Origin of the sequence: Corallococcus sp. AS-1-12, from assembly GCF_020036995.1 — a bacterium.
GTDB lineage: Bacteria > Myxococcota > Myxococcia > Myxococcales > Myxococcaceae > Corallococcus.
Map to the genome: position 1 here is coordinate 20,962 of NZ_JAIQDD010000032.1, position 21,617 is coordinate 42,578.

Genomic DNA, 21,617 nt, shown 5'->3' on the forward strand with positions numbered 1-21,617 from the left:
CCCGGATTCGTTTTACGTCAAACAGGGATCATCCCTCCCAGGTCGCGAGCAGGTCGCGCACCCGGGCGTACTTCTGGAGCAGGGCTGCGCGGTGGGCGCTGAGCACCACCATGAATCCCACCACGAGCAGCCCCAGCATCGACAGGAACAGGGCGCCCACGCGGTGGTCGCGCATGCCAAAGCGCACCAGGTTGGCGGCCACCGCCGTCACCAGGAACGCCGAGCCCAGGTACACGTAGGAGCGGATCCGCAGCGCGATGCCCGCGCCCACGCCCACGAGGCAGAGGAACACGCACAGGAGCATCGCCTCGCCGTCGTTGAAGAGCAGCGGCTTCCACGCGCCCGCCACGTAGATGCCCGTCACCGCCAGGGCGCGAAGCTGCGCGTAGGCGTCCTGGGACAGGGACTTGCGGAAGACGCGCAGGAGCAGGAGCAGGGAGAGGCCCGCGGGGATGACGTAGTACTGCGGCTCGCCGGAGCCCGTGCCCAGCCACACGAGGTACAGCGCCGTGTTGAAGGCGGCGACCGACATCGTCGACGCGAGGCCCCGCTGCTTCGTGAACGCCCCGAGCGCCGCGAAGTGCGCCGCGTAGCCCACGAGCAGCGCCACCGCGATGAACGGATGGCTCCACGGCACCGTCAACAGGCCCGCCAGCGGGAAGAGCCACGCGCCCGCCACGGCGGGACGACGGAAGGCCTGGAGGCCCGAGCCCTCGCGCCGCACGAAGAGGTGCAGGCCGATGAAGACCGCGCCGCCCAGGATGGACACCAGGCTGTCCGCGGCGTCGGGCCGTGCGTCCAGGCCGATGAAGCGCACGCAGAAGTAGCCCAGCGCCACCGTCGCCTGCGCGAGCCACGCCGCGGCTTCGTCCTCCTCGCGCGCCGCGTGGCGCACCAGGGCGAACAGCAGGACCACCAGCCCGCCGCACGCCACCCACGCCTCGCGCGCGGCGCCGCCCGGCAGACGCACCGCCAGCACCGCGAACAGGACCTCCGTGAGGGCGATGAGGGAGAACGCCCGCCCCATGCGCCCGCGCACCGCCCGGCCCGCCACGGACAGCACCAGCGTGGCGAGCAGCGCCGTCGCCGCGCCCAGGTACGGCAGGAGGAACTGCGCGCCCCGGCCGGTGGAGTGCGTCGCGCCGTAGTGCAGGAGGAAGGCGTGCTCGGCGAAGAGGGACGCAATCCATCCCACCCACTCGCGGTCGCGGCGGCGCAGCACCACCACCCACGCCGTGGTCCACGCGAAGAACACGCACAGCGGCATGCCCGGGTGCGTGAGCGAGCGCAGGCCCGCCAGGGACAGCAGCGCCAGCACCGCGCCGCCGTGGTGCAGCGCCGCGCCCACCGCCACGCCGCGCCTGTCCAGCGCGAAGCCGGCGGCGGCCAGCAGCAGGCCCGTGCCCGCCACCATCGCGGGCGCCCACAGCGGCGGCACCGCGGCGACCAGCACCAGCCCGAGCAGCGCCGTGGCGGCGTTCATCATCAGGCGCTCGCGCGTCACCATCAGCGTCAGCGACGCGGCGCCCGCGACCAGCGCCACGGACAGGGGCAGCTCGCCCGGCCCCGCGTCCAACAGCCGCATCCCCACGAGCAGCGCCACGGTGCCAGCGCCGCCGGCCCACAGCGGCTCGCTCCAGGTGCCCTCGATGCCGGGCGTCAGGCGCGCGGTGACGTTCGTCAGCGTGCGCTGCACGGCGCCGGACTGGCACAGCGCGGACAGCAGCGCGGAGGCCAGGCCCACGGCCGCGACGAGCAGGGCCCCCTCCGGACGCCACTCGCCCACCGCGTGGGTTCCCGTCTGGCCCAGCGGCGCCAGCGCGAACGCCGCCACCGCCGCGGTGAGCAGCCAGCGCTGCGACAGCAGGAACGCGGACACCGCCACCACCGCGCCCAGCACCGTCAGCGCGCCAGGGGTCGGCGACACCAGCGTGGACATCGCGGCCAGCGCCAGCGCCGAGCCCGTGGCGGAGGCGCGCAGCGCCGTGTCACGCGGGCTCCGGAAGAAGGAGGCCAGCGCCTGGGGCGCGTGGTGCTCCGCCAGCGCCAGGGCCAGCAGCAGGCCCGTGGCCCAGGGCCGCGCCTCCGGGATGAACATCAGCAGCAGGGACGCGCCGATGACGCGGACGGAGGGCAGCGGGCCCGGCATGGGCACCAGCGCGATGGCGCAGAACAGGGCCGTGCGCTGGCTCAGCTCCTGCTCCGGGACCAGCAGCGCCAGTCCCCCCAGGCACGCGAGCGCCACCTGCATGCTCATGGACAGCTCATGGCGTGGGCGCTCCTCCCGCGCGCGCAGGAGCAGCGAGGCGGCGGCCGGCACGTGCTCCACGACGCGCACCACCAGCAGCGGGAACAGCGGGAGCAGCGCGGTCCACGCGAAGGGCGGGTGCCACGCCATCAGGGTCACCACGCCGTAGGGCACCATCAGCGCCGCGGCGAAGGGCCGGTGCAGCGAGCGCGTCCACAACAGCGGAAGCAGCGCCGGGCCGATGAGCGCCAGTTGCGTGGCGCCGCGAAGCGCCGACAGCGCGTGCCCGTCCCACGCCAGGGTGGCGTCCGCCAGCACCACCATCGCGCTCAGCGTGGCGACGATGCGGAAGGACTCGCCACCCGCGGCGATGCGCCGCACCACGGGCACGTCCTCCAGGAGGGCCAGGACGCTGAGGAACGTGGCGAGCCCCAGCAGGGCCAGCGGGCCGGACGTGTGCAGCGCGAAGACGGCCTCGATGGAGGCCAGCATCAATCCCAGCGTCACGGGCAGCGTGCGGGCGGTGAAGAGCGCCGCCAGCGCCGCGCCCATCAGGAACAGGGTCTGTTCGCCGGAGCGGGACAGGGCCACCGGCACCAGCGGCAGGAGGAGCGCGAGGATGCCCGCCGTGGTGGTGCTCGCGCTCTTGCCCTTGCGCGCGGCGACGATGGAGCCCGCGAGCGATGCGGCGGCGAGCAGCACCAGCGACAACCCCGGCGACAGCCCCCATGCGGTGTAGCCGTGCGGCACGTCCGGCAGGAGCGCGAGGCCCACGAGCACGACAGCGAACGGCCGCACGCCGGGGAAGCTGCGCGAGGCCACCGCCACCGTCGCGGCGGCGGTGAAGAGCACGGGGCCCATGAAGATGTGGTTGGTCAGACCCCACATCACCGCGAGCCCGGCGTACAGGAGGCCCGGCACGCCGAACCGCTTGAGCAGGCCGCCGCGCTCGCCCAGGAGCGCCAGCGCCAGCGAGCCGCCCACCATCGCCGCGACCAGCGCCTGCGTGGAGTGGGCCGCCGCCAGCTTCGGCAGGATGGCGCCCGCGAGGAAGGCCCCGTAGGCCAGGAAGTTCTCGTCGCGCAGCCGGTACGCGGCCAGCAGCGCGCCCGCGGCCCCCAGCGTCATGCCCACGACGGGCGCGGCGACGGGGGTGGTGCCCAGCGCGATGGCGAACCCGCACGTCGCGATGACGCCGGCCACGGCGGAGATGAAGCGCCGCGTGCGCTCGTCCGCAAGACGCCACACGAGGCCCGCGAGGCCCAGGGCGAGGACGCCGGACACGACGGCCGCGGGGGCCGCGCCGTAGACGCGGAAGGCGCTGAAGGGCAGCAGGCCGAAGAGCACCGCCCCCACGGCGGACAGCGGGAAGCGCTTGAACAGCAGGCCCGCGCCCAGGGACATCCCGGCCAGGGCGAGCGTGGCGAAGAACGAGGGGCGCGAGTCGGGCCCCAGGTGGGAGTAGAGGGCGAACGCGGGCGCGGCCCAGGTGGTGCAGCGCAGCAGCACGTCCGCGAGCCCCAGGGCGCGAGCGTCACCGGTGCGCTCGCCGCGCCGCTGGGAGAAGAACGCGAGCACCAGGCCCGCGAGCACGAACGGAAGGGCCGTCAGCGCGCCGTACTGGAACGGCAGCGGCGCCGAGGGCGGGTAGCCCATGCGCGTCTTGATGGCGTTGAGGAGGAGCGTGAGGGCGTGGGGGATCAACTGCGCGCTGGACGCATAGCTGAAGTAGGCGCCCGCGTACGCCGGGTAGAGCCACGGCAGGCGGTTCACGGGGCCGCGCGACAGCGACACGAGCGTGCCGGTGAAGATGGCGGCGGTGAAGAAGAAGGCGGGCCGAGTGCCCACGACGGCGCCCGCGAGGCAGGCCACCTGGAGCGCGATGGTGATGACGGCGAGCGGATCCGCGGCGCGCTTCTCATCGAGCGTGCGGAAGCGCAGGCAGGTGGCGAGCAGGAACGCCGCGAAGGGCGCGTAGGTGCCAGGAGGAACGGCGGTCCCCAGGGCGCCCAGGGCCAGGTGCAACCGGATGGCGAACATCGCGGTGAGGAACAGGGGCGCGGCGAGCGCGAAGGTGAGCGCGCCGCCCTGCCGAGGGGTCGCGGGGGCCTTGCTCGACAGCAGGAAGAAGAGGAGGCACGGCAGGGCGTTGAGCCACACCGCCGGGACGCCCGCGCGCGCGGCCACGGGGGCCAGGCCCATGATGAGCGTGGCGCCAACGAGGCCCAGTTGGATGAACGCGCGCGAGGGCGCGTCGAAGGACTCGACGGGCTTGCGGGCGAGCCACGCGGCGACGCCGGACCAGGCGAAGAGGAGCGGCACGAGCAGCAGAGGGCGCACGCCGTCGAGTTGGAGCGCGTCACCGAAGCCCAGGGGCCCCAGCGCGACGCCGCCGAGCGGAGCCACCGCGGAGCCGATGAGACCGAGGATGTGACCCGGCTTGCGCAGCGACTCGCGGCGGGCGAGGAAGCCGCCCCACACGGAGAAGCCGACGGAGTAGCCCACGGTCATGAGGAAGACGGTGAGCGAGCGGGTGACGGACGTCATCCCGGCCCAGGACTCGAAGACGAAGTAGAGCGTGCCGGAGAGGATGAGGAACGCGCCGATGAACCACGCGATGCTCTCGTAGAGGAACGGCCGCCACACGCGGCTCCACGTCGAGGTCTCCTCGACGATGCGGGCGGTGCGGCTCTTCGGAGCGGGGGGCTCCATGAACGGCTCGGCCGGGTTCGGAGGCAACTGGCGAGCGGTCCGCTGCGCGTTGACGTCGCGCGCGCGGGATTCAGCGGAGACACGGCCCGCGTTCAACCGGCGAGCCGCGGAGCCATCCGACAGCGAGGCGATGCCCAGACACGCGATGAGGTCGAGCGAGTTGAAGTGGAAGGTCGCGCCCGTGCCCGTGGAGCCCGGAGTCGCGGATGCGTCGGAGGCAGCCTCGTTGGTGACAGCGGAGTGCGCGTCCTGAGCGACAGCGGCGTGTTCAACGGCGGCAGCAGAGGCGGAGGCGTCCGAGACGGAGTCATCGACAACAGCAGCGTGAGCGGCGAAGTCATCCGCGGAGCCCTGCGTGACGGACACCACCGCGGCGTCGGAGGTCACGGCCTGCGCGACAGGGGTCACATCGGAGGCCGCGTCCACGGTGGGAAGCGACACGGGGCCGAGGGCGACAGCGCCCTCCCCCATCGTCGGAGGCGCCACGGCCTCGTCGCGAAGCTCGACGGGCGCGGACGGCAGCGCGTCGACGGGCGTCTCGGTGAGGACGGAGAGGAGGATGCGGGCCTGGCGCTCGTAGCGCTCGGTGAGGCGGCGGGCGACGTGGGGTGGCACGTCGTGGACGTCCCAGCGGCGCACCTCGTCCAGGAGGAAGTGGACATGCGCGAGCTCGGCCTCGATGGCGGAGCGGGCGCGGGCGGCGAGACGATTGCCACAGACGACGCACTGGGACGCGCTTCCCAGGCGTTCTTGTCGGCAGGCAGGACAGTACATGGAACTTCCCCCTCTACAACGACCGTGCCACGGAGAATGCCCTGGAAAGGCACGGGATTGAAATCCACCGGGGTGCGTCGGGCGAGTGGCGGTTGTGCAGGGCGCTGCACAGGTGCACACCGGTCGCCGCTGGCCGGAGGCCGTGAGTCATGGGACCGTGGAGGTCATGAGCACGGAACTGACGTTGAGGCCCATCGAGGCCCGGGACGACGCGGCGGTGGCGGCGATCATCCGCGCGGTGATGCCAGAGTTCGGAGCGGACGGCCCGGGGTTCGCGATCCACGACCCGGAGGTGGACGCGATGAGCGCGGCCTACGGCCGTCCCCGGCACGTGTACTTCGTGGTGGAGCATGGGGGCCAGGTGGTGGGAGGCGCGGGCATCGCGCCGCTGGACGGAGGAGCACCGGACGTCTGCGAGCTGCGGAAGATGTACTTCCTGCCCACGGCCCGAGGCCACGGCATGGGCGAGCGCTTGTTGAGACACTGTCTGGAGTTCGCGCGAAGCGCCGGCTTCAAGCAGTGCTACCTGGAGACGCTGGCGGGCATGGATCAAGCCCAGAAGCTCTACCGCAAGGTCGGCTTCGAACCGCTCTGCGCCCCCATGGGCCGCACCGGCCACTTCGGCTGCGACCGCTGGTACGCGATGAACCTGACCCAGGGGACGTGAGCGCTAAGGCATGACCGCGCGTCGCCCGAGGACCTTGCCCTCGGGCGATACGGCATACAGCTCGAACCAGTCGAACTCCAATTGACTGCCCACGGGCCATCCACACCGGTCGAGCCGCCGGTCGACCCGGACGAAGTAGACGCCGCCCTCCAGCCCCACCACCACGTCCAGCGAACGGGCGGACGACTCACAAGCCCCCGCTTCCTGCTTGGGAAAACTGGCAAGGACGCGCTGGAGCGCGGCATGGGCCGCCAGGACAGCGGGCCCATCCAGCGTCGCGAGCGGGCGCAGGTCCGTGGGCCACTGGATGCCTGCGTCCGATGCGCCTCCATCCACCTTTGCAGGAACCCCGGCATCGGGCCGAAAGGGCGTGCTTCCACCATCCGCCACGAGCGACACCAGCAGCAGGACGTGATGAGGCTTCAGCAAAGGGCACCTCGCCAGTGGAAACGATGGACTCGCATCATCGGGGGTAGCACTTTGGAGGAGAAAGGGTCGACCCGATATTGCTGGGAGGCGCGGGCTCGCATCGGGCCGCGAGCCGCCAGCTTCGCTCCGGCTCGCTCCAGCGGAAGACCTCCCCCTCGAAGTTCCATTTCAGGAACCGAGGTTCGTCCGCATGTCCTGTCGCCAACCAAGCCCAGGCGGGAATGGGGCGCCCACGGGAGTCCCGAGCAGGCTTCCCACCAGGAGACACGGCGTACTCAATCATCGTCCAGCGTGCCTCGCCGAGTCTGACGGCCGGAAACACCCGCAGGTCCGCGCTGCTCATGTCCGTTCCGCATGGATGGTTATGGGCGAAGCCGAAGATGGGCAGGTCGCTTCCGAAGTCCTGGTCCACGACACCGCCCATGGGAGGCTGACAGCCTCCCCGCTCCCCCATCTGTTTCCGGACGGGCCAGGAGACACGCCAGTCCTTCGGCGTCCGATACACCGCAAGGCAGTACTCGGTAGCATCGGGTCGCGGGCGTCCCGTGTTCGCATCACACGCATCCGTGGCCCCTGGAAGCGCCATCAAGGCCTTGAGCGCGGGGAGCACCAGGTCATCAGGAACGGCGCCCATGTCCGCGTAGACCACGGGGACCTCAGGATGCGCCCAGGGTCCAGGCGCGACAATCAGCTTCGGGTTGTTCTCCAACTGGGGCAGCTCACTGCTCAGGAAATAGATCCTCGGACTCGCGCAAGCGAGCACCAGCAGCAGGAGCGTCCAGAAGGGATGTGGCCGTATCACCCCGCCAGCCTGACCGCCCGCCCACCGGCCCGGCAAGTGCGCCCGGCCCGTCATGAACTCCGGACCCAACTTCCCAGGTCAGGAGGCGCGCATGGCGCTCAAGAAGCAGACGACGGCAGGTCCACGGCGGGCGCCACGCATCCAGAGCGCCCGCGCCGTGCACGCGGCTCCGTCAGACACGGACAAGCTCCCCTTCGACATCGAGGAGGTCCTCCGCCGCGTGCGCCATGAAGTCCGCTCCTTCGCGGACGCCGCCATGTTCGAGCTCGCCGCGAAGGGCCACGGCTCCCTCTTCGAACAGCTCATCGCGTGCATCCTCTCCATCCGCACGCTCGATGAAGTCAGCCTCCCCGCCTCACTCCGCCTCCTGAGCCGCGCGCGCACGCCCGAAGCCCTCGCGCGCCTCACGCCCGAAGAAATCGACGCCCTCATCCGCCCCGTCACCTTCCACGAAGGCAAGGCCCACCAGGTCCACGCCATCGCCGTGCGCACGCGCGACGCGTTCCACGGGCAGCTCCCCGCGGATCCGGACGTGCTCCAGTCCTTCAAGGGCGTGGGCCCCAAGTGCGCGCACCTGGCGCTCGGCATCGCCTGCGGCCATGAGGTCATCAGCGTGGACATCCACGTCCACCGCGTCACCAACCGCTGGGGCTACGTGAAGGCCTCCACGCCGGAGCGCACCCTCGCCGCGCTCGAAGCCGTGCTCCCCCGCCCCCACTGGGTGGAGCTCAACCGGCTCCTCGTCCCCTTCGGCAAGCACGTGTGCACCGGCTCCCGCCCGAAGTGCTCCACCTGCCCCGTCCTCCCCTACTGCCGGCAGGAGGGCGTCACCTCCCACCGCTGAGCCCTACCGGTCGTGCCCCGCCCACTGCGTGGCCCGCCGCGCGAACCTCCGCCACGGGTTCGTCCGGCCGCCGTTCTCCAGGGAGATCTCCTTCGAGTGCCGCACGTCCTTCTCCCAGCACCCCTCCAGCTTCGAAGCAATCTCCCGGTCCTCGAACACCAGCGACCCCTCGCTCAACTTGTTGAGCGACAGCGGATCCAGGTTCGTGGAGCCCACGACGCACAGCCAGTCATCCACCAGCATCGTCTTCGAGTGCAGCATCGCCGGCTGGTACTCCCAGATGCGCACCCCCGCCGCCAGGAGCCGCTCATACGTGGACCGCTGCGACGCGCGCACCACCGGCACGTCGTGGTGCGGCCCCGGGCCCAGCACCCGCACGTCCACGCCCTGACGGACCTTCACCTCCAACTGCTCCAGGATGTCGTTGGGCGGCGTGAAGTACGCGTTGGCGATCCACAGCCGCTTCGTCGCGGCGGCCACCACCAGCCGCACCATCCGCTCCGCCTCGGTGATGCCCAACCGCCCGGAGCTGTCGATGAACGCCGCGCACCCTCCCCCGTCCGCCTCCAGCTCCGGGAAGCACTCGCGCGGCAGGAAGCTTCCGCCGGACTCCAGCCAGTGCTTGGCGAACGTCACCTGGATGCGCCGCACCTCCGGCCCCTCCACCCGGATGTGCGTGTCGCGCCAGTTGTCCTCCTTCAGCCCCTCCCCCTCCCAGACCTTCCAGATGCCGAAGCCGCCCGTGTACGCGATGCGCCCGTCCACCACGACGATCTTCTGGTGTGAACGGCTGAGCAGCCGCCCCAGCACCTTGCCCGCGAGCAGCCGGTAGTAGTGCACCTCCACGCCCGCGTCCTTCAGCCGCCCTTCAATCTGCTGGTCGAAGTCCTTGTCCCCCGTCGTCTCCTCGCTGCCCACGGGGTCCACCACCACGCGGCACTGCACGCCCGCGCGCGAGCGCTCCATCAGCGCCTCCACGAACCGGTCCGACAGCTCGCACGGCCGCCAGATGTACACGAGCATGTGCACGCTGTGCTTCGCCGCGCGGATGTCCTCCAACATCCGGTCGAAGACCTGGCTGTTCTCCAACAGGTGCATCCGGTGTCCCGGTGCCAGCCCCACGCCCGTGGCCTGGAAGAGCGCGAACGAGAAGCCCTCGGGCCCCGGTGGCAGCTCGAACGGGCCCTGCATCTCGTGCTTGCGCGTCTCGTCGCCACCGTCAAACCCATGCGCCCCCGGCTGGGGCAGCAACTCGTCCGTGAGCTCGCTCATGTCCCCGGCAACGTATGAACGTCCAGGCGCCGCCGGGAGTCACCGCCCGCCTTCCGCTCCGGCCGGTGAACAGGACCCCATTCCATCGTTGCCGGAGCCTTCCACCGTGGCGACACTGCCCGGATTCCGTTCCCTCGCCTGGAGAGTCCGCATGCTCGACGCCCCATCTCGCCCCTCCGCCCGGGAGCTCCTGTCCACCCCCAGCCTCGCCCCGCTGGTCCCCATGCTGTACGTCGCCTGGACGGACGGCGAGCTGACGGGCGACGAGCTGCGCGCCCTGGGCGCCGCGGCCCGCGCCCAGCCCTGGTTGGATCTCAGGTCCAGCTCCGTCCTGGCCCTCTGGGTGGATCCGCTGCGTCCGCCCCCGCCCCGCGAGCTGGCCCTGGTGCGTGAACACATCCGCGCCACCGCGGAGAAGCTGGCCACCAGTGAGCAGCAGAACCTGGCGGAGCTGGGCGTGCAGTTGGCCCAGGCGCTCGCGGGTGAAGCGCCCCTGAACATCCCGCCCGCGGAGCTGGCCCGGGCCCTGGCCTCCATCGAGGCCACCCTGGGCGTGGACGGAAAAGAGGCGGTGCGCTCGCTGGTGCCCAGGGCGTCGCGCGTGCCGCACGCGGAGCCCCGCTCGCACACGGCCTCCTTCGACCCGGCGGCGATGACGGCGGTGCTGGACCGCACCTACGCGGACGTGCGCCGGCGGGTGCGCGGTTGGCTGGAGGACGCGGACTTCCGCTACAAGGAAGGGCTCTCCACCACCGCCTACCGCGACCAGGTCTTCGACTGGCTCAAGCACCTGGCCAACGACGGCCTGGGGCAGCTCGCCTTCCCCAAGGGCCGCGAGGGCGGCGGGGACCTGGGCGCGTTCATCGCCGCGTTCGAGACGATGGCCTTCTTCGACCTGAGCCTCGTCATCAAGGCGGGGGTGCACTTCGGCCTGTTCGGCTCCAGCATCCTGTTCCTGGGCACGAAGCGGCACCACCAGAAGTACCTGCCCCGGGTCGCCTCGCTGGAGCTGCCCGGCTGCTTCGCGATGAGCGAGCTGGGCCACGGCTCCAACGTGCGCGACTGCGAGACGGTGGCCCGCTACGACGCGGCCACGGGCGAGTTCGTCCTCCACACGCCGTCGGAGACCGCGCGCAAGGAGTGGATCGGCAACGCCGCCCGCCACGCGCGCATCGCCACCGTGTTCGCGCAACTGGAGCTGGACGGGGAGCGGCTGGGCGTGCACGCGCTGCTCGTCCCGCTGCGCGATGAGAAGGGCCAGGTCCTGCCGGGCATCCGCATCGAGGACTGCGGCGAGAAGATGGGCCTCAACGGCGTGGACAACGGCCGGCTGTGGTTCGACCACGTGCGCGTGCCGCGCGACAACCTGCTCGACCGCTACGGCCAGGTGACGGAGGGAGGCGAGTACACCTCCTCCATCACCGGCGACTCCAAGCGCTTCTTCACCATGCTGGGCGCGCTCGTCGCGGGCCGCGTGAGCGTGGCGTGCGCGTCCCTGTCCGCCGCCAAGAGCGCGCTGACCATCGCCGTGCGCTACGGCGACCTGCGCCGCCAGTTCGGCCCCCAGGGCGCGCCCGAGGTGCGCCTGCTGGACCACCAGGCGCACCAACTGCGGCTGCTGCCGCTCGTCGCCAAGGCGTACGCGGTGGACTTCGCGCTGGAGTACCTGGTGGACCGCTACGTCCACCGCACGGAGGACGACGCGCGCGAGGTGGAGGCGCTCGCCGCGGGCCTCAAGGCCTACGCGTCGTGGAGCGCCACCGCCACCATCCAGGAGTGCCGCGAGGCGTGCGGCGGCCAGGGCTACCTCACCGCGAACCGGTTCGCGGCGCTCAAGGCGGACACGGACGTGTTCACCACGTTCGAGGGCGACAACACCGTGCTCATGCAACTGGTCGCCAAGGGCCTGCTCACGGGCTACCGCCAGCGCTTCGAGGACGACCGCGTCTTCGCCGTGCTGCGCCTCCTCGTGGACCAGGCCACCACGGTGCTCACGGACAGGAACCCCATCGCCGGCCGGCGCACGGACACGGACCACCTGCGCGACAGCGACTTCCAACTGCGCGCCCTGCGCTTCCGCGAGGAGGCCCTGCTCGCGTCCGTGTCCAAGCGCATCCGCAAGCGGCTCACCGCGGGCGTGGAGGCCTTCGACGCCTTCAACCAGGTGCAGGCGCACCTGCTGGCCCTGGCGCACGCGAGCGTGGAGCGCATCGTGCTGGAGCAGTTCCTGCGCGGCGTGGCGGACGTGAAGGATGAAGCGCTCAAGCCGGTGCTGGGGCGCATGGCGGACCTCTTCGGCCTGTCCTGCCTGGAGTCCGCCAGCGGCTGGTTCCTGGAGCACGGCTGGCTCACGGCCCCCAAGGCCCAGGCCATCCGCAAGGAGCGCGTGAAGCTGTGCGAGGAATTGCGGCCGGACGCGGTCGGACTGGTGGACGCGTTCGGCATCCCCGACACCTGCCTGGCGGCGCCCATCGGGCTGGGGCGGCTGGCGCCCGGCGGTGAACGGTTCGACGACACGGCGGCTGACAGCGCCCGTGCGGGCCCGGCAGATTCCCGCGCGTCATGAGGATCTGTGTGTCGTGGGTGGTGTTGGGGCTCGTGGGGCTCACCGGTTGCGCGACGGTGTCCCCGGCGGAGCGGGCCCGGCGGGTGGGCGAGTCCAACAAGGAGCGCGCCCGCCTGTTCACCGAGGAGATCTACAACCAGAAGCGCCTGGAGCGCATCCCGGAGTACGTCGCGGCCGACTACGTGGACCGCTCCGAGGGCGCGCCCCAGGACCTGCGCGGCCCGGAGGTGGTGCGGACGCAGGCGGAGGCCGGGTTCACCCTCTTCCCGGACCTCCAGTTCGAGCTGCTCCACGTGATGGCGGAGGACGACTGGGTGATGGTGCGCTGGCGCGCGACGGGCACGGACACCCAGGGGCCGCCCACCGCGGACGGCAAATCCCGCCCGCTCACGTTCCACGGGGACTCGCTGTACCGGCTGCGCGACGGCCGGCTGGTGGAGTCGTGGGACCTGACGGACCGGCTGGCCCCGCTGCTCCAGCGCGGGTTCAAGGTCGTGCCGCCCGGGTCCTGACGGCGACTTCCCGCCGCAACTCTTCCGCCTGCCGCGGGTTGATGGAGGCTCCCTCTCTTCAGGAGCCTCCTGGTGCCCCATCTTCGAGCGTTGCTGCTGGCCCTCACCCTGACCGCGTGCGGGAGCCCCCCCACGTCCGGAGGCCCCGCGGACGACGGCGGCACGCAGGAGACGCCGGACGCGGGCGCCACCGTTGACGCGGGCACCGGGGACGCCGGAAGCCAGGACCCGTGGGCGAGCGTGGACGCCATCGTCACGGCGGCCGTGGCGGACGCGGGCGTGCCGGGCCTGTCGCTCGCCGTCTACGACGCCCAGGACCGGCGCGTCTTCGTGAAGAACCAAGGCGACTTCGAGCCCACGCGCCGCGTGGCCATCGCGTCCGCGTCCAAGATGGTGTCAGGCCTGGTGCTGTTCCGGCTGGTGGACGCGGGGGTGCTGTCACTGGACACCACCACGGGCCAGGTGCTCGGGTGGACGGGCGCCCAGGGCACCATCACCCTGCGCCACCTGCTGTCCTTCACCTCCGGGCTGAACCCCACCGCCAACTGCAACGCGCAGTCCGGCATCACGCTGGCCCAGTGCGTGGATCAAATCGCCGCCGCGGCGATGGTGGCCCCGCCCGGCACGCGCTTCGACTACGGCTCCACGCACCTGCACGTCGCCGCGCGGATGGCGGAGGTGCTCACCGGCAAGGAGTGGAAGCAGCTCTTCGCGGAGCAGGTGAAGGCGCCGCTGGGGCTCACCGATGAGGCGCTCGCGTACTACACCTTCCCGCGCAACACCCTGGGTACCACCAACCCGCTCATCGCCGGCGGCCTGCGCGCCACCATGGACGAGTACGCGAAGCTCCTGGCCATCGTGTACCACCAGGGCGTCACCGTGGACGGCGCACGCTACGCGTCCCAGTCCCTCTTCGAGGCGCAGGCGCGCGAGCCCTACACCGTCGAGGTGGGCAGCTCGCCCATGGCGGACGTGGGGCTGCCGTTCCGCTATGGCCTCACCGCGTGGCTGGAGTGCGCCACGCCGTCCACCGGCTGCGCGGCGGTGTCGTCCCCCGGGGCGTTCGGCTTCACGCCGTGGGTGGACCGCGACAGCGGCTACTACGCCATCCTGGGCATGGAGCTGGAGGTCACCCAGGTCGAACGCGTGGTCGCCTTCGCCATGGCGCTGGAGCAGCAACTGCGGCCGGCCATCCGGGACGCCGTGGCCCAGACCCGGTAGCGCGGCGAACGGCCACGGGTCCTCCTCGACGCCGCCGGAGTCAGGAAAAACCGGGGCGTAGCGCGATGTCTCCCCATTGACACCTGTGCACCGGAGCCAGCAGGGTCCGGGGATGAGGATGAACGCGGGACCCATGCGGGCCGCGGACAAGGCCCGACAGAAGGCCTTCCGCACGGCCTTTCCCTCCTACGGCCAGAGGCCGTCCTGGGGCGGCAGGTTGTTGCGCCTGTTCGGATGGGGCCTGGTCCTCTTGGGTGCGTTCCTGCTGGTCGTCGTCATCGACGGATGGCGTGCGTTCGGCAGGGTGCCGGAAGGGGCGCGGTTGGAGCGGATGACGCGCTCGCCGCAGTGGCTGGACGGAGGCTTCGAGAACCCGCAGCCCATCCTCAACAACTGGGAGCGGACGCTGTCGGACCTGTTCCGCTCCAGCGAGGAGAGCACGCCCCGCATGCCGGTGGTGGTGGACCGCATCGACCCGAAGCGCTTCGCCACGCCGCCCGAGGACGGCCTGCGCGTCACCTGGATGGGCCACTCGTCCACGCTGGTGGAGGTGGACGGCCACCGCGTGCTCACCGACCCCGTGTGGGGCGAGCGCACGTCACCCCTGGGGTGGATTGGCCCGAAGCGCTGGTTCCCCGCGCCCATCGCGCTGGACGCGCTGCCGCCCATCGACGCGGTGGTGATTTCGCACGACCACTACGACCACCTGGACTTCGCCACCATTGAAGCGATGAAGGACTGGGACACCACGTTCGTGGTGCCGCTGGGCGTGGGCGCGCACCTGGAATACTGGGGCGTGCCGGCGAACCGCATCGTGGAGCTGGACTGGTGGGAGCGCACGAAGGTGAAGGGGCTGGACATCGTGTGCACGCCCGCGCGGCACGCGTCCGGCCGGTTCCTCCAGCAGAACAAGACGCTGTGGGCGGGCTGGGCGCTGGTGGGGCCCAAGCACCGCGTCTACTACTCCGGCGACACGGGCCTGTTCCCCGCCATGGAGGAGATTGGCGCGAAGCTGGGGCCGTTCGATTTGACGATGATTGAGGCGGGCCAGTACGGCGCGGGCTGGCCGGACTGGCACCTGGGGCCGGAGCAGGCGGTGCTGGCCCACCGGCTGGTGCAGGGCCGGTTGATGCTGCCGGTGCACTGGGGGCTGGTGACGCTGGCGTACCACGGCTGGACGGAGCCCATCGAGCGCTCGCTGGTGGCCGCGAAGCACGACGGCGTGGGCATCACCGCGCCCCGGCCCGGGCAGGACTTCCTCGCGCTGACGCCGCCGCCCCTGGAGCGCTGGTGGCCCGACCGTCCGTGGAAGACGGCGGAGGAGGCCCCCATCGTGGCCAGCCAGATTCCGCCCAAGCTGCGGGAGGGGCACCCGGCGCTGCCGCTGCTCCCGGTGCCCGCGGCCGTGAGTCCGCAGGGCGCGCAGACCGCGCAGACCGCGAAGCCGAGCGCACCGGCGGCACCGCTCCCCGTGACCCCGGCGGTCGCGACCCCGCATGAGTGAAGCGCGGCGGGACGCGCTGCACGCGGCCTTCAAGGCCACGGGCTACGTCGTGCGCCCGCATCCGCTGGTCGGAGACCGCAAGCACGTGCTGCGCGTGGAGGGCCTGCATCCGGAGCTCGACGCCGCGCTCGCCGCGCATGGCTTCACCACCTGGGCCTTCCTCACCGCGTGGAACCCGCGCGCGCACGCGCGTCCGCCCCGCACCAACGCGCGCCTCCAGCAGCGACTGCTCGCGCTGCTCGAAGCCCGGGGCCACCCGAGCGTGTCCGCCGTGGGCGTGGCCGAGGACCGCCGCTGGTCCGAGGAGAGCCTCTTCGTCCCCGGTCTGTCCCGCGAAGAGGCCGTGCGCATGGGCCGCCTGTTCGACCAGGAGGCCGTGCTCTGGGGCACCGTGGGCGGCGCCGCGGAGCTGGTGATGTGCCGGGCCCAGCCCCCGGCGCACGACCGCGTCACGCGGCGGCCGTAGCCCTCACTGGGGACCCGAGCCACCGGTCGCGGGGCTCGATTCGCTGGGCAGGGAGGTCCTGGGCATGGGCAGCAGGGAGGGGTTGAGGTCGATGCGCCGCGCCCCCGTCACCCGCTGCGCCAGCTCGTCGAAGTCCAGCTCCAGGAACTTCCCGGAGCCCTCCTGCGGGAGCGCGAAGCGGATCCGCCAGTAGTTGGGGCGGATGCGCACCGCCTGACCCGCCTCCGCCAGCACCATGCCGTTCTGCCGGGCGTACTCCGCCCCCGCGTCGACGACGTTGCGTTCCCCCAGTTGCTCCTGCACCGGTTGTGAGCTGGGGGGCACGGGCAGACGGCCCGTGGGGCCCGTGGCACAACCCACACCCGCCAGGAGTGCAGGCAAGAGAGCGACGGCAAGGAGACGGGGAGCCATGTCCAGACACTGGCCACGCTCCCGTCAAGCTGCACCGTGGGACGGCTTGCGGTGCCGCTACCCTTCGGATGCCTGCCCGGAGCAGCGGCGCGGGGCCTGCTCCTCCGGTCCCTGCTGGAATGGAACCTACTTGGGCGTGGGCACGCCCGAGGCGCGCTCCACGACCTCGTCGATGAGGCCGTACTGCCGGGCCTCCTCGGCGCTCATGAAGTAGTCGCGCTCGGTGTCCTTCTCGATGCGCTCGATGGTGTGGCCCGTGTGCTTCACGAACAGGCCGTTGAGGTACGTGCGCAGGCGGAGGATCTCCTTGGCCTGGATGTCGATGTCCGTCGCCTGGCCCTGCGCGCCGCCCAGCGGCTGGTGAATCATGATGCGGCTGTTGGGCAGGGCGTAGCGCTTGCCCTTGGAGCCCGCCAGCAGCAGCAGCGCGCCCGCGGAGGCCGCCTGCCCCACGCAGATGGTGGACACCGGGCACTTGACGTACTGCATCGTGTCATACATCGCGAGCGCCGCCGTGACGGAGCCACCGGGCGAGTTGATGTAGAGGTTGATGCCCTTGTCCGGGTCCTCGGACTCCAGGAACAGCAACTGGGCGACGATGAGGTTGGCCACATCGTCGTTGATGGGCGTGCCCAGGAGGATGATGCGGTCCTTGAGCAGACGGCTGTAGAGGTCGTACGCCCGCTCGCCGCGGTGCGTGGTCTCAATGACGAAGGGGACGTTCATGGCCCCCGTACCCTAATCGTCCCCCATCCCGCGCGCTCCTCCCTTCTTGCTGGAGCGTGCGCTGCCCCACGCTTGGGGGTGTAGGAACACGGCGCCCCGTCGCATGGCCAGGGCCCCCGCCCCGCCCCCTCCCCCCGCCGACACGCACCCACCGTTGGGGTGAACGGCGGGTCCGGCGGGGGCAGCCCCTGCGCTGACGCGGAAATCCTATCGGCTCACCGGAGCGTGTCTGTCCAAGGCTCCAGCGGATTTGATAGGGATTCCCGCCACGTTGGACCCGACACTGCGGGGCCAGCGCAGAGGGGGATGCATGTCGTCGAAGTCCGTGAAGCTGCTGCTGGCGGGTGCGCTGGTCCTGGGGATGGCCTGCGGCGACAAGAGCCCGAGCACGCCGGAAGGTCCCCGGGACGCATACCCCGTCTGGGATGGACAGACGGGAGACCGGCCCGGAACTAGGACGAGCGCGCCCCGCGACCTGATGGACCTGGGCACCACGCTCCTGTTCACCCAGGACGACGGCGTCCACGGCCGCGAGCTCTGGACGACCGACGGCTCCGCGCAGGGGACCGCGCTGCTGCTGGACCTGCTGCCCGGGTTTCCGGGCTCCGAGCCGGACTCCTTCACGCGGGCGGACGACGGCAGCGTGTACTTCGTGGCCCGGACGACCTACGCCCTCGACATCGTCACGCCTCGCGACGCGGACACCTTCGCGCTGTTCCGCACCCGGGGAACCGCGGAGAGCACCACCCAGTTGCTGGCGCTGCCCCGCCGCCCGGGCTTCCTCGTCGCCGCGAGCGGCGGCGGCGTCTACCTGTCGGCGCCGGACTTCACGGACTCCGGCGAGGACGCGGCGTCGCTCTGGTTCAGCGACGGCACGCCCGAAGGCAGCCGGAAGCTGGGATTGCCAGCCGACGCCCGCCTCTCCCTGAGGGACTCGAGCGCCGCGACGCTGGGCAACGCGGTGCTGGTCACCGCCCGGACCGCCGTTGGGGGCTGGCAGTTGGTGAGGACGGACGGGACGCCGGAGGGGACGCGGCGGCTGGTGCTCCTGCCCCCGACCGGAGTGGGAGCGACGCCGCGGCGCCTCACGACGCTGGGCGGCCAGGTGATCTTCTGGGCGGAGGCCCTGGGAGGCCTTCGCAAGACGGTCCTCTGGCACTCGGACGGAACGGAGGACGGCACCTTCCCGTTCGCGGACATCGCCCCGGGCCGGGACGCGGACGGCTTCTTCGTGCGGGACGGCGTGGCGTTCTTCAGCGGCGAGGACCCGCTGACCGGTAGCGAGCCCTGGCGGACGGATGGCACGACGGAGGGCACCGCCCTCATCGCCGACATGAACCCCGGCACCGCGAGCTCCCATCCCATCGCGTTCACGCGCCAGGGCGTCCACGTCTACTTCGCCGCGAGCACGGAGGCCGGGACGCGCCTGTTCCGCACCGACGGGACCCAGGCGGGCACGACGCGCATGAACGGCCGCGTCGGCGGTGAACGGTTGGATCCAAGCCCCACCGGGGGACGGATGATCGCCACCGACGACGCCCTCCTCTTCCTGGCCACCTCGCTGACGGACACGTCGCTCCGGCTGTGGCGCGCGGGAGCGACCGCCGAGGCCACGGCCGTGTCGGATGCGCTGCCGGTCCCCATGAGCCTGGAGCTGCGGGCGCGAGGCGTCCTCTACCTCGCGAGCCTGGAGGACGGGCTCTGGACGCACAATGGCAGTCCAGGCCCCGCGACCCAGGCCGTGCCGCCATCCCCCCTGCCCGCGGACGCCTGGGACGGGGCCACGGAAGCGGTGGACCTGGGAGGCACGCTGTACTTCACCCAGCGCGACCCCACCCGGATGGACGCGTGGAGGCTGTGGAAGAGCGATGGCACGGCGGAGGGAACGGTCCAGGCGAAGCCTCCCGTCACGGGCCCGGACGGCCGCGTGTCGCTGTCACCGGAGATGCTCACCGTCGTGAACGGACGGCTCCTGCTCGGGGCCAGGGCGCCGGAGCTCGGGGGGGCCTTCTCCCTCTGGCGCTACGATCCGGTGACCGGGAACGCCACCCGGCTCGCGTCCTCGCTGAGCCGCTGGTTCACGGCCACGGATCCGCTGCTGTTCACCTTCCGCCCCGTCATCGCGGGGGGCCAGGCGTACTTCATGGCCACCTCCGGGCAGTCGGGCAGCAGCCCGGACGAGCTGTGGAAGACGGACGGCACGGAGGCGGGCACCGTGCGGCTGAAGACCGGCCTCGCGCCCTACTACGCGACGAACCTCATGCCCGTGGGCTCGCGGCTCTTCTTCGCGGTGAGCAAGAGCATGAACCACGCGGAGCTGTGGACCAGCGACGGCACCGAGGCGGGCACCGTGCGCCTCACGCCCCCGGAGTTCAACTCGCTCATCTTCGGAGGTGCCGCCATGGGCAACCACCTCTTCTTCTGGACCGGAAGCGGCGGCGAGTCCCTCACGCTCTGGAAGAGCGACGGCACCCCCGAGGGCACGGTGTCCGTGGGCGTCATGCCCGGCGCCCATCCGACGCTGGGGGATCCCGGCGTGGCCCTGGGGGACGCGTTCTACTTCCCCTGCGGCTTCGGACAGGGCGCGCCCCAGGTGTGCCGGACGGACGGGCAGGTCATGAACCCCATGGCGGGCAGCTTCGGGCCGGAAGGCACGCCCCTGTGGCCCAGCCACCTGACGGTCCAGGACGGCCACCTCCTCTTCTGGGCCGCGACCCCCGCGAACGGCTACGGCCTGTGGCGCGCGGAGCCGGGGAGCGCCCCCACCCTGCTGATGCAGGCGCGGGCGGGGATGAGCGCGGTGGCGACGCCGGGCCCGCTCGTGCGGAGCAGGCCCGGAGGCCCCTTCCTCTTCGCCGCGTCGGACGGCGCCTCCGGCCTGGAGCCGTGGAGGACGGACGGCACGCCCGAGGGCACGGTGCGCGTCGGGGACATCGCGCCGGGGCCCCAGGCCTCCGCACCCGGTGGGCCCATGGTGCCCTCGGGTGACCGCGTCTTCTTCCCGGCCTGGACGCCCACCCAGGGCCGCGAGCTGTGGGCCCTGCCCATGCCGTGAGGCAAGGGCCTACAGGTTCCCGGTCATCTTCTCCGGGCGGACCCACTGGTCGAACTGCTCGGCGGTGACGAGCCCCAGCTCCACCGCCACCTCCTTCAGCGTCTTGCCCTGCTTGTGGGCCGTCCTGGCGATCTTCGCCGCGTTGTCGTAGCCGATGTGCGGGTTGAGCGCGGTGACGAGCATCAGGCTGCGCTGGAGGTTCTCCTGGAGGCGCGGGAGGTTGGGCTCGATGCCCACCGCGCAGTTCAGGCGGAAGCTGCGCATGCCGTCCGCGAGCAGGCGGCAGCTCTGCAGGAAGTTCTGGATGATGAGCGGCTTGAAGACGTTGAGCTCGAAGTTGCCGGACGCGCCGCCCAGGGAGATGGCCACGTCGTTGCCCATCACCTGGGCGGACAGCATGGTGAGCGCCTCGCTCTGCGTGGGGTTCACCTTGCCCGGCATGATGGAGCTGCCCGGCTCGTTCTCCGGGATGTTGATTTCACCAATGCCCGAGCGCGGCCCGGACGACAGCCAGCGGATGTCGTTGGCCACCTTGAACAGCACCGCCGCCAGCCCCTTGAGCGCGCCGTGCCCCTGCACCAGCGCGTCGTTGGCGGCCAGCGCCTCGAACTTGTTGGGCGCGGTGACGAAGGCGTGGCCGGTGAGCTTCGCGATCTCGGCCGCCACGCGCTCGGCGTAGCCCGGGGGCGCGTTGAGGCCGGTGCCCACCGCGGTGCCGCCCAGCGCCAGCTCCCGCATGTGCGGCAGGGCCGCCTCGAGGTGGCCCTTCGCGCGGTCCAACTGCGCCACGTAGCCGCTGAACTCCTGCCCCAGGGTGAGCGGGGTCGCGTCCTGCAGGTGCGTGCGGCCAATCTTCACGATGGACTGGAAGGCCTGGGACTTCTGGGCGAGCACGTCGCGCAGGGCCCCGAGCTCCGGCAGCACCTGCTTCACCACGGCCTCCACGGCGGCCACGTTCATCGCGGTGGGGAACACGTCGTTGGAGCTCTGCCCCTTGTTGACGTCGTCGTTGGCGTGGACCTTGCGGCCCTCGCCCCGCTCGCCGCCCAGGAGCTCCGAGGCGCGGTTGGCCAGCACCTCGTTGCAGTTCATGTTCGTCTGCGTGCCGCTGCCCGTCTGCCACACGAGCAGGGGGAACTCCTCGTCATGCTGGCCGGCGAGCACCTCGTCCGCGGCCTTCACGATGGCCTGGGCCTTCTCCCGGGAGAGGGAGCCGTTCTCCTGGTTCACGAGCGCGGCGGCCTTCTTCACCAGCACCAGCGCGTGCACGAGCGCCAGGGGCATGCGCTCCGAGGAGATGGCGAAGTTCTGGCGGCTGCGCTGCGTCTGCGCGCCCCAGAGCCGGTCGGCGGGGACTTCGATGGGACCCAAGGTGTCCTTCTCGATGCGAACGTTCTTCGTGCTCACG

Annotated in this window: 14 protein-coding genes; 8 read left to right on the forward strand and 6 right to left on the reverse strand. The window is 71.7% G+C overall.

The window, feature by feature from the left end; all coding sequences use genetic code 11:
• Positions 1 to 28 precede the first annotated feature (28 nt).
• A complete protein-coding gene (locus K8556_RS33250; RefSeq protein WP_223744135.1) occupies positions 29 to 5,734 on the reverse strand; it encodes a hypothetical protein in 5,706 nt (1,901 codons plus the stop codon).
• 166 nt (positions 5,735 to 5,900) lie between these two features.
• Between K8556_RS33250 and K8556_RS33255 the strand changes: the two genes are divergently transcribed.
• Complete coding sequence (locus K8556_RS33255; protein WP_223744136.1) at positions 5,901 to 6,401, forward strand: GNAT family N-acetyltransferase; 501 nt, start codon at positions 5,901 to 5,903, stop codon at positions 6,399 to 6,401.
• 3 nt (positions 6,402 to 6,404) lie between these two features.
• Here the strand turns inward: K8556_RS33255 and K8556_RS33260 are convergent, their stop codons facing one another.
• Positions 6,405 to 6,830: a hypothetical protein gene (locus tag K8556_RS33260; protein ID WP_223744137.1), complete on the reverse strand. Its 426-nt coding sequence runs from the start codon at positions 6,828 to 6,830 to the stop codon at positions 6,405 to 6,407.
• Positions 6,831 to 7,723: 893 nt separating this feature from the next.
• Between K8556_RS33260 and nth the strand changes: the two genes are divergently transcribed.
• Positions 7,724 to 8,476 carry an endonuclease III gene (gene nth, locus K8556_RS33265; RefSeq protein ID WP_223744138.1) on the forward strand — a complete coding sequence of 251 codons (753 nt, stop codon included), beginning with the start codon at positions 7,724 to 7,726 and terminating at the stop codon, positions 8,474 to 8,476.
• Positions 8,477 to 8,479: 3 nt separating this feature from the next.
• On the opposite strand, the gene K8556_RS33270 is transcribed toward nth, so the two are convergent.
• Positions 8,480 to 9,748, reverse strand: a complete 1,269-nt coding sequence (locus K8556_RS33270) for a phosphatidylserine/phosphatidylglycerophosphate/cardiolipin synthase family protein (protein WP_223744139.1) — start codon at positions 9,746 to 9,748, stop codon at positions 8,480 to 8,482.
• 151 nt (positions 9,749 to 9,899) lie between these two features.
• Here K8556_RS33270 and K8556_RS33275 point away from each other — a divergent pair, with 151 nt between their 5' ends.
• The 5 genes from K8556_RS33275 (at position 9,900) to K8556_RS33295 (ending at position 16,017) form a co-directional block, all read left to right on the forward strand.
• Positions 9,900 to 12,314: an acyl-CoA dehydrogenase gene (locus tag K8556_RS33275; protein WP_223744140.1), complete on the forward strand. Its 2,415-nt coding sequence runs from the start codon at positions 9,900 to 9,902 to the stop codon at positions 12,312 to 12,314.
• Entirely contained in the window at positions 12,311 to 12,826 is a 516-nt protein-coding gene (locus K8556_RS33280; protein ID WP_223744141.1) for an ester cyclase, read from the forward strand. Before K8556_RS33275 ends, K8556_RS33280 begins: the two co-directional genes overlap by 4 nt.
• A 72-nt stretch (positions 12,827 to 12,898) precedes the next feature.
• Positions 12,899 to 14,047: a serine hydrolase domain-containing protein gene (locus K8556_RS33285; RefSeq protein ID WP_223744142.1), complete on the forward strand. Its 1,149-nt coding sequence runs from the start codon at positions 12,899 to 12,901 to the stop codon at positions 14,045 to 14,047.
• A gap of 133 nt (positions 14,048 to 14,180) precedes the next feature.
• Positions 14,181 to 15,551: an MBL fold metallo-hydrolase gene (locus K8556_RS33290; protein WP_223744143.1), complete on the forward strand. Its 1,371-nt coding sequence runs from the start codon at positions 14,181 to 14,183 to the stop codon at positions 15,549 to 15,551.
• Entirely contained in the window at positions 15,544 to 16,017 is a 474-nt protein-coding gene (locus tag K8556_RS33295) for a DUF3293 domain-containing protein (protein WP_223744144.1), read from the forward strand. Before K8556_RS33290 ends, K8556_RS33295 begins: the two co-directional genes overlap by 8 nt.
• A 3-nt stretch (positions 16,018 to 16,020) precedes the next feature.
• Here K8556_RS33295 and K8556_RS33300 read toward each other — a convergent pair whose 3' ends face one another.
• Both K8556_RS33300 and clpP read right to left on the reverse strand, forming a co-directional pair.
• Positions 16,021 to 16,341 (reverse strand): hypothetical protein, encoded by a 321-nt coding sequence (locus tag K8556_RS33300; RefSeq protein ID WP_223744145.1) that lies wholly within the window; start codon positions 16,339 to 16,341, stop codon positions 16,021 to 16,023.
• A gap of 213 nt (positions 16,342 to 16,554) precedes the next feature.
• Positions 16,555 to 17,154: an ATP-dependent Clp endopeptidase proteolytic subunit ClpP gene (clpP, locus tag K8556_RS33305; RefSeq protein WP_223744146.1), complete on the reverse strand. Its 600-nt coding sequence runs from the start codon at positions 17,152 to 17,154 to the stop codon at positions 16,555 to 16,557.
• Between the two features lie 310 nt (positions 17,155 to 17,464).
• On the opposite strand from clpP, the gene K8556_RS33310 reads away from it, so the two are divergent.
• A complete protein-coding gene (locus K8556_RS33310) occupies positions 17,465 to 20,209 on the forward strand; it encodes a hypothetical protein (protein WP_223744147.1) in 2,745 nt (914 codons plus the stop codon).
• A gap of 9 nt (positions 20,210 to 20,218) precedes the next feature.
• Here the strand turns inward: K8556_RS33310 and fumC are convergent, their stop codons facing one another.
• The gene (gene fumC / locus K8556_RS33315; RefSeq protein ID WP_223744148.1) at positions 20,219 to 21,616 is read right to left on the reverse strand and encodes a class II fumarate hydratase; all 1,398 of its coding nucleotides are present in this window, start codon (positions 21,614 to 21,616) and stop codon (positions 20,219 to 20,221) included.
• Position 21,617 lies beyond the last annotated feature (1 nt).